The organism is Bacillus sp. JJ864 (genome assembly GCF_036963045.1).
Taxonomy (GTDB): domain Bacteria; phylum Bacillota; class Bacilli; order Bacillales; family Bacillaceae_G; genus Bacillus_A; species Bacillus_A pseudomycoides_C.
Map to the genome: position 1 here is coordinate 1 of NZ_JBALLY010000079.1, position 8,212 is coordinate 8,212.

Annotated in this window: 5 protein-coding genes and 2 pseudogenes; 4 read left to right on the forward strand and 3 right to left on the reverse strand. The window is 36.2% G+C overall.

The window, feature by feature from the left end; translation table 11 throughout:
- The first annotated feature begins 73 nt into the window (after positions 1-73).
- A complete protein-coding gene (locus V7024_RS13500) occupies positions 74-298 on the forward strand; it encodes a hypothetical protein (protein ID WP_251228677.1) in 225 nt (74 codons plus the stop codon).
- Between the two features lie 98 nt (positions 299-396).
- On the forward strand, positions 397-2,598 hold the full coding sequence (locus V7024_RS13505; RefSeq protein ID WP_335520821.1) for a transglycosylase domain-containing protein: 2,202 nt from the start codon (positions 397-399) through the stop codon (positions 2,596-2,598).
- 96 nt (positions 2,599-2,694) lie between these two features.
- Here the strand turns inward: V7024_RS13505 and V7024_RS13510 are convergent, their stop codons facing one another.
- The 3 genes from V7024_RS13510 to V7024_RS13520 all read right to left on the reverse strand — a co-directional run bounded on the left by V7024_RS13510 (position 2,695) and on the right by V7024_RS13520 (position 4,596).
- Complete coding sequence (locus V7024_RS13510) at positions 2,695-3,672, reverse strand: MFS transporter (protein ID WP_438824467.1); 978 nt, start codon at positions 3,670-3,672, stop codon at positions 2,695-2,697.
- A gap of 15 nt (positions 3,673-3,687) precedes the next feature.
- Positions 3,688-3,900: a hypothetical protein gene (locus V7024_RS13515; protein ID WP_335520822.1), complete on the reverse strand. Its 213-nt coding sequence runs from the start codon at positions 3,898-3,900 to the stop codon at positions 3,688-3,690.
- A gap of 117 nt (positions 3,901-4,017) precedes the next feature.
- A complete protein-coding gene (locus tag V7024_RS13520; RefSeq protein ID WP_335520824.1) occupies positions 4,018-4,596 on the reverse strand; it encodes a metalloregulator ArsR/SmtB family transcription factor in 579 nt (192 codons plus the stop codon).
- Between the two features lie 866 nt (positions 4,597-5,462).
- On the opposite strand from V7024_RS13520, the pseudogene V7024_RS13525 reads away from it, so the two are divergent.
- A pseudogene (locus V7024_RS13525) lies at positions 5,463-7,457 on the forward strand (GW domain-containing glycosaminoglycan-binding protein); the annotation flags it as partial.
- Between the two features lie 27 nt (positions 7,458-7,484).
- Positions 7,485-8,063: pseudogene (locus V7024_RS13530) on the forward strand (glycoside hydrolase family 25 protein); the annotation flags it as partial.
- Positions 8,064-8,212: the final 149 nt, after the last annotated feature.

Genomic DNA, 8,212 nt, shown 5'->3' on the forward strand with positions numbered 1-8,212 from the left:
TTTAAGTTGTAATTATATAGAAGCCCACCTTTATTAAAAACAATGGAAAATGTACTAGAAAGGGAGATTCAATTTGAAGGAATTTACTGTTTGCTATACTTTGGATAATGATATTAAAAAAGAAAAAATAATAAAAGGATTAGGTGTTAAAAAGGAAGAGGTTATACAAGAAGTCTTAGAAAAAGTGAAACATGACAAGTTTTTTGTTGCGAAAAGTGACGAAGGAGATTATATCATAAATTCCTATTTAGTACGTTATGTACGTGTTATAGATGAGAAAGTGCTAGGCCAAATATAATATTCGTAATTTAGTAGGTAGTAAGTTAACAAAAGGGACTTATTTAACATGGTCTGCAACTTTCATAAGTAAACGAAACAAACGTAGAGGAGAACAAAATGTCAGAAACGTATCGTTCTCGTGAAGAACGAAAACAAACAAAGAAAAAACAAAACGGAAGTGGAAAGTCCTCTGAAAAAGGATCAATGTTGAAAAAAATCTTACTTGCTTGTTTGCTAATTGGCCTCAGTTTAATAGTAGCAGGAGTTGCTATTTTCTTTTACAATATTAAGGACGCTCCCCAAATAGAGGCCTCAAAATTGGTGGACCCACTATCCACGAAATTTTATGATAAAGACGGAAAGTTTATCTATGAATATGGAAAGGAAAAACGAACAAAAATCACTTATGATCAAGTTCCAAAAGTGTTGGAAGATGCATTTATTGCAACAGAAGACTCTCATTTTTATGAACACCATGGTATAGACATAAAACGAACCGGTAAAGCAATTTTCGAAAACTTGACTGGGAACTTCGGTTCTCAGGGCGGAAGTACGATTACACAACAAGTTATTAAAAACTCATTTTTGTCTCCTCAAAAAACATTAGAACGAAAAATACAGGAATGGTACTTGGCGTATAAGTTGGAAGGAAAATATTCTAAACACGATATTTTGACAATATATTTGAATAAAATTAACCTTGGAAACCGCTCTTATGGCATTGCTACTGCAGCCAAAAATTATTACGGTATCGAAGCGAATGATTTGAAAAAATTGACCCTTCCGCAGGCTGCTATGTTGGCAGGACTACCGCAAAGTCCAAATAACTACGATCCGTCCAAACCAGAAAACGAAGAAGCAGCGACAAAGCGCCGTAACCTTGTTTTAACTTCTATGCAGAGACAAGGATATATCACGAAGCAACAAATGCAGGATGCGATGAAAGTTCCGGTAACGAAAGGGATTGTTCCAAAAACCAATCAAGAAGGTATGCCTTACGAAGCATTTTTAGATGCTGCAACAAAAGAAGTTGAAGACAAGTTAAAAGATGTCAATATCGGTACAGATGGTCTTCAAATTTATATGACACTCGATCCAAAAGCACAGCAGTATTCCGATAAAATCATGAATACGCAAGATATTGTGAGTTACCCGAATGACCGTTTCCAGGCAGCTTTCACATTTATGGATTCGAAAACGGGTGAAGTACGTGCGATTGGAAGTGGCCGCAATGAATACAAAGCAACATTCCGAGGAAATAATTTCGCTATTGATATAAACCGCCAACCAGGCTCGACGTTTAAACCAATCTTTGATTATGGTCCGGCGATTGAAAATTTAAAATGGTCAACGTACCACCAACTTGTGGACGAACCGTATCATTACTCAAATGGAAAACCTATTCGAAACGCTTATACGGATTATAAAGGTCCTATGTCTATGCGAAATGCTTTAGTAGAGTCACGTAATATTCCGGCTTTGAAAACATTACAAAAAGTTGGTTTGAATAAAGCAAAAGAGTTTGCGCAATCACTTGGGATTACGTTTCCTAATAATCAGGTTTATGAGTCTTACGCAATTGGAAGTAACCTTGTGTCTCCTCTTGAGATGGCAGGAGCATATGGTGCATTTGCGAACGATGGTGTGTATACAAAACCGCATTTTGTTACAAAAGTTGTTTTCTCAGACGGCAAAGAAACAAGCTTTAAGTCGAAAGGTAAACGTGTTATGCATGATTATACGGCTTATATGATTACCGATATGCTTCGTGGTGTAGTGAATGCCTCTAACGGAACAGGTACAGCAGCTAATGTAGCAGGTCTTGATATTGCAGGAAAAACGGGAACAACAAACTTTGACGAAAAGACACTCAGTGAGTTCGACTATCCATTTAAAGCAACAAATGATAGTTGGTTTGCCGGTTATACACCACAATACACGATGGTTGTTTGGACTGGCTATGCGAAGAATGGCCCAGGCAATTATATGCTTGGAGATACAACAAAAATCTCACACCTTATTTTTAAAGCAATGATTCAAGCGTTTGGAACAGACACATCTAGATTCCAACAGCCGAGCAGCGTATATCAAATGAATAATGAACTGTACATTAATGGGATTAGTCCTGACACTGTTCCACCAGCAGTGGCTCCATCCGCAGCTATTTTACCGGAAGCTCAAAATCCAGAACAGGATGATAGTAAAGGTAATAGTAATGAAGACACAGATCATGGTGGAGATAAAGATAAAAAAGACAAAGATAAAAAAAATAAAGATAAAAAAGATAAAAAAGATAAACATAAACATAAGCATGACTAAGGTAAGTACAAAAAAGGGGGAACCTAGTTATAGTTTGTAATTTTTTTAGTTAATTGAAGAAATAGGAGAAAGTCTTCATAGGAAAAGAGGTGCCTCTCAATTGATACCTCTTTTTCGACATGCTTTCGCTGAAATGGTTACAATTAGAGAAATGGCAATAAGAATATAGGCAATACCCCCAATCAAACCTAAGGAGCGGGGCGTAAGGTATTGTAGCACTGCTCCAGAAATAAACATAGATATTCCTAATACAGTATTTATAATCGTTGCCAATATTCTGAATATAGTTCCGTGGTGTTGCTCAGGAATTTCCTTCATAAGAATCGTATCAAAGCATGCGTTACCAATCCCAGACATAAATGCAGCTCCGCAAAATATAAGAAATGCAAAAACGACTAGATGGGTTTGACTTAATAGCAGTTGAAATATCCCCTCTAGCAATAGACATACTAAACCTGTAACAAGGAAATTTTTTTGTAGTCGATTTGCAACAGAAAAGCTTAATATTAAGCCAATACCTAATGCACCATAAAAAAGACCTACGCCTATATCACCAAGATGGAATTCGTTAATCGCATAGACGCTTATTAAAACATTATCAATTCCATTTATAGAAGCTATTAATATTTCACAGAAAAAAAGAATTTGCACCGTAATAGACATTAAGATTACCTTTTTGAAGGTGAAAATTAGATTTTCGGACTTTTCTACCTTTTTTCTACTTTCATTCTCTGGAAACTTAATCGCATAGTTGATGGCAGCAGCTCCTAAAAATGATCCTGCATTTAACCAATACGTCACATTAGGTCCGAAAATAGACGAAACGATTCCGCCTGAAAGTGCTCCAATGATTAAAACGATCCCTATCATGACTTGTTCCAAACTATTAACTTTTACGAGATGTTTTTTATGAACAAGCCTAGGTATTGCTGATTTTCTTGCCGGTCCATATATAGCTTCTCCTGCGGCTAACATAAACGAACTTAAATAAACAATCCAAATATCTTCTTTACCTTGAACAAATAGGAAGGACAGGGCAAAGATAATTCTTATAAGGTCTGTTACAACTAATATTGTTTTTCTTGAAAATCAATCAGCCAACCTTCCGCCTATTGGTCCAAAAAATAAAGAGGGTATGAGACGAATGGCTAAAGTCATTCCTACAGCCGACCCTGAACCTGTTACATGTAATAGCATCGCTAGCACAGCTACGGAACTAAAGCGATCCCCAATACCATTGACAATACCAGCTAAAAATAACCTTCGATATTGTTTTTCTTCATTTACAAATGAAATATTCATAGCTATCCTCCTTGTTTTATAATTATCTAATTAGTTATTTAAAAAAATAAGGGCGCCAAGTAACGCCCTTTCTCCCGTATTAACAGGCAGTAAGCTTCCACTGAGGGAAGTTCCGCTTTATTTTAACCACCACAACTCAACGGGGTTTAACTCATATTGGTTATTTTCTCGGTACATATATTGGCACATAATGAGTTCACGTCTTAGTGTTGCGTAATCCTCATGAAATTGCTTTAAGTATTCATTAATTTCTTTCTCTTGATAAACTTTTCCAAATTCTAATCCTTTAACCATATGTGCAAGTACGACAAGTTTTTTCTTTCGCTGTGCAGGATAGGTTTTTAGTTTTCCATCTTTTGTGAAGAAATTATTGATAATAGCTGAACGTTCCTTTTCGGTAACCGACATTTCCATATTTGAATCGCCTCCTGTTCCTACAGTAAAAATAGCCTTAGCGTTCATTTCCAATATTTTTGTATTAAGAGAAAAATAGATCGTATTTTTATCACGGCGTTCTTTTATAAGGCCAACCTCTCGTAGCTTTGTCATATGGTGGGTAATTGTTGGGGGCTTAAGTCCTAACTTTCCAGCAATCTCTTGTCCGCTTAAATGACCTTGCTGGAGCAAGGCAATAATCCGAACACGTGTAAGATCACCTAATGCTTTATGAAACTCAACAATTTTGCTTAATTGCATTTAGAAATCACCTACTTTAATGTTTATCTAATTAGATTATAATCGAATTACTTTTGTTATTCAAGTAATGAAATGATGAAAGTGTTTATAGCGGTAGTCAGATTTATTTTTCTACTCTGTTTAACGTGAGTACAACAGGATAGTAAGAAGCGAAGAGGTACACAAGGAGTGTATTATATAGATATTTTTGCAATATATTTCAAAGTTTTCCCGAATGTATTGAATGAATTTTAAAAAACTACCCCCACAAAATGATTAGTTGATTCGAATGTTATATAAGGGGGAGGAGAGAATGATTGTAATATTTGGTTTAATGTACTCATTTTGAATCTACTTAATTTATAATTTGTGTTGTTATTGAATATAAGGATGTTAAAATATATAATGTGATAGATTTCTTCTTTAGCAAATTTATTAGAGATTTTTAGTAGTGGTCTTCTAAAAGGCTGGAGGGCTACAATCTATAAATAGCGGGATAAAATCCATTAATATTCCCTAAAGAAAGTGCAAGTACATAAAATATGAAAATAGAAAAATAATACTATTTTAAAAATATAAACAAAAATAATTAGAAATTATATTAGAATAGTAAATTGTTGTGTGCTAGAAGGCGTCGTTTATTTGTGTTGAATATGAATAAACATTTCCATAAAAAGGTTATTCAAGGTTATGCATGTTAAAAAATTCGGGAAATTTGTCGAAAAAACTATATGAAAAATTCTATAAAAATAGTAATATGTAAGGGTAGTAGAGAGGGACATAAATGTTAGGGATCTTATTTATTAAAACATATATTAAAAGATTACATAAAAATAGACCTCTTCCAGCTACAAGATTATTACAATTTAAGGAGAGGGTGTCTAGAAGTGAAGAAATTTTGGCTATCTGTATGTACCGCGATTACTGTTTGTGGTACCCAAACAGTAATTGTTGGAAATGCGAACACGGCTTTGGCAGCTAGTACAGTTACAAATGAACAAGCGGTAAATTTCGATGGCTTGATCAAAAATAACATGAATGGTAACGGCGTATGGTCAGTACCATATGGCTTACAAGGTGCTAGTTATCTTGGAGACGTTACTAAATATAATGGTAAGATGGTTCATGTTATTGGTAGTGTGCAGGTTGGGGGTGTGCTTTGGTATCATGTGCAGGTAGAAGGAAAAGATGGAGGATACCTTGATAGTAAAGTCTTAAATGCTGCAACGAATGTTAATCAGAATCAGCTAATCGTCTATACAGCAGGGAACGGAGTTTGGTCTAGTCCATATGGTGTAAATGGTGCGAGCTATGTCGGTTCTACTAATAATTATGTAGGAAAAGACATAAAGTTGCTTCAGAAATTAACGATTGGAAATGTCACATGGTATCAATTTAGCATGAATAATCAAGTCATTGGATGGCTCGATGGTCGTACGTTAAGTGGCTTGACAAATATACAAGCCATAAATCAGGCGGCTGTTATGGGGGCGACAAATGACAATGGTATATGGAGCATGCCATATGGCCTTCCAGGTGCAAGCTATTTAGGGGCAACCAATCAATATGCTTTACGAGATCTGCAGTTAATCGAGAGCGTTACATACCAAGGTACACAATGGTATAAGTTTAGTCTAAATGGTCAAGCAATTGGCTGGATTAGCAGTAATGCATTAGACAATGCAGGATTAGTAAAGCCGGCAAACTTTTCGGTTGTTATCGGAAGTACGAATGGCAATGGCATATGGACTGTACCGTACGGCATTGCTGGTGCACAATATGTACAAAGTACAAATGATTATGCTTATCAAACGCTTCAAGTTGTGAAAACTGCAACAATCGGAAACGTTAATTGGAATCAAGTAGCAAAGAACGGTAAGATAATAGGATGGCTTGATGCTGGAAAGTCTCTTACAGATTTAACTAATATTAAAGATGAGAATCGATCGGCAGTTATTAAGCCGTCGACAAACGGTGATGGTATATGGAGCTTACCGTATGGAGAATATGGAGCGAAATTCGTAGCGCCTACAAATGATTACAAATTTCAAATGGTACAAGTTGTACAAAGTGCAACAAAAGGTTCGACCACTTGGAATAAAATTAAGCAAGGCGATCGTATTTTAGGCTGGGTTGATGCGAATATACTTTCTTCGCAAACTGCCTATACGCAGCTCGATCCAAACGGTGAAGTTCATTATAACTGGGGATATGGAAGTCCTGCTGGTTTTCCTTCTCAACAGTTCCAAGGTGATTTTGTTCAGAATAAGCAACTGTCTGGAGGAGATTATTTTGTTCAGTCGTTTGCTGACGATGGCGTAAAGGTTTCGGTTGATAATAATTTAGTTATTAATCGCTGGTCGTTAGCTGCCGGTGAAACGAATCGTGTTTTATTACCAAACGTAGCAGCAGGTTCCCATAGTATTCATACGCAATATTATCAAGATGGTGGACAAGCAGCTGTATTCTCAGATGTAGTACCATTTGGTAGTTGGCTTGCCTATTACTATCCGAATGAATCTCTTTCTGGATATCCGGTTGCAGCGAAGACCATTTCACAAGCAGCAAATGGTGGTTTGCAAGATGAGAATGGATTTGAAGGCTCACCGGCTACAGGTGTACCAGGAACTCATTTCTCGGCACGTTATGTTACAGCTAAGCGCCTGAAAGCTGGTCAGTACCTTCTGTATACAGGAGCGGATGATGGAGTTCGTGTATATGTAGATGGAAAAAAAGTTGTAGATACATGGGGATATAATGCTTACAATGAAAAAGCATCAAGAATTAATATTCAAGATAACTCAAATGCAGCAAATGGATTGTCGGATGTTCACTGGATCGAAGTGGAATATATGCAAGGTACAGGATTTGGTAAAGTAACGACAACACTGAAACCTTCTTATACATTTATTGACGTTTCACACTGGGAAGGAGATATAGATTGGAATCAAGTAAAGCAGTCTGGTATTAATGCTTCTTATATGAAAGCGACTGAAGGTACTTCATATACTGATCCAACCTATGGACAATACGTACAAAATGCATCTGCAGCAGGTCTTTTAGTAGGAGCATATCACTTTGCTCGTCCAGAACAAAATGACCCGATTGCGGAAGCAAAACATTTTGTTGATGTATTGAATCAATATCATACGGATTTAATGCCTGTCCTTGATCTGGAATCACCATCTAGTCCGACAGGTAATATAACAGGGCCGTATGTGACAAAATGGGCACGTACTTTTATTGATTATGTGCAGCAGACAACAGGAAAACGCGTTATGCTTTATACAGGGCCTTGGTATGTAAATGGTTTTAATATATCCGGACTTGGTGATGTACCTCTTTGGATTTCCAGATATAACTCTACTACTCCAACTACATTAAGTGATTGGAACGGATTTAATGCTTGGCAATATACAGAAAGCGGGAATGTAAATGGAGTAGGAACGGTTGATATAAATGTTACTACTTCTTTAGATGGACTTAGACCATAACGGATTTCTAGTCTGTATAATCAAAGAGAAGAAAGAACGAAACTTAATGAAAAAGCAGACTTTTTTTAGAAAAGGGGCTGCTTTTTTTATTTCCTAATATTTTTTACTATTGTTCAAAAATTGTATATCAACGTATATATTAG

Excerpts from the sequence above, each read along its gene's own strand:
- V7024_RS13505 (WP_335520821.1), top strand. The coding sequence starts at position 397 with ATGTCAGAAACGTATCGTTCTCGTGAAGAACGAAAACAAACAAAGAAA.
- V7024_RS13515 (WP_335520822.1), bottom strand. The coding sequence starts at position 3,900 with ATGAATATTTCATTTGTAAATGAAGAAAAACAATATCGAAGGTTATTT.
- V7024_RS13520 (WP_335520824.1), bottom strand. The coding sequence starts at position 4,596 with ATGCAATTAAGCAAAATTGTTGAGTTTCATAAAGCATTAGGTGATCTT.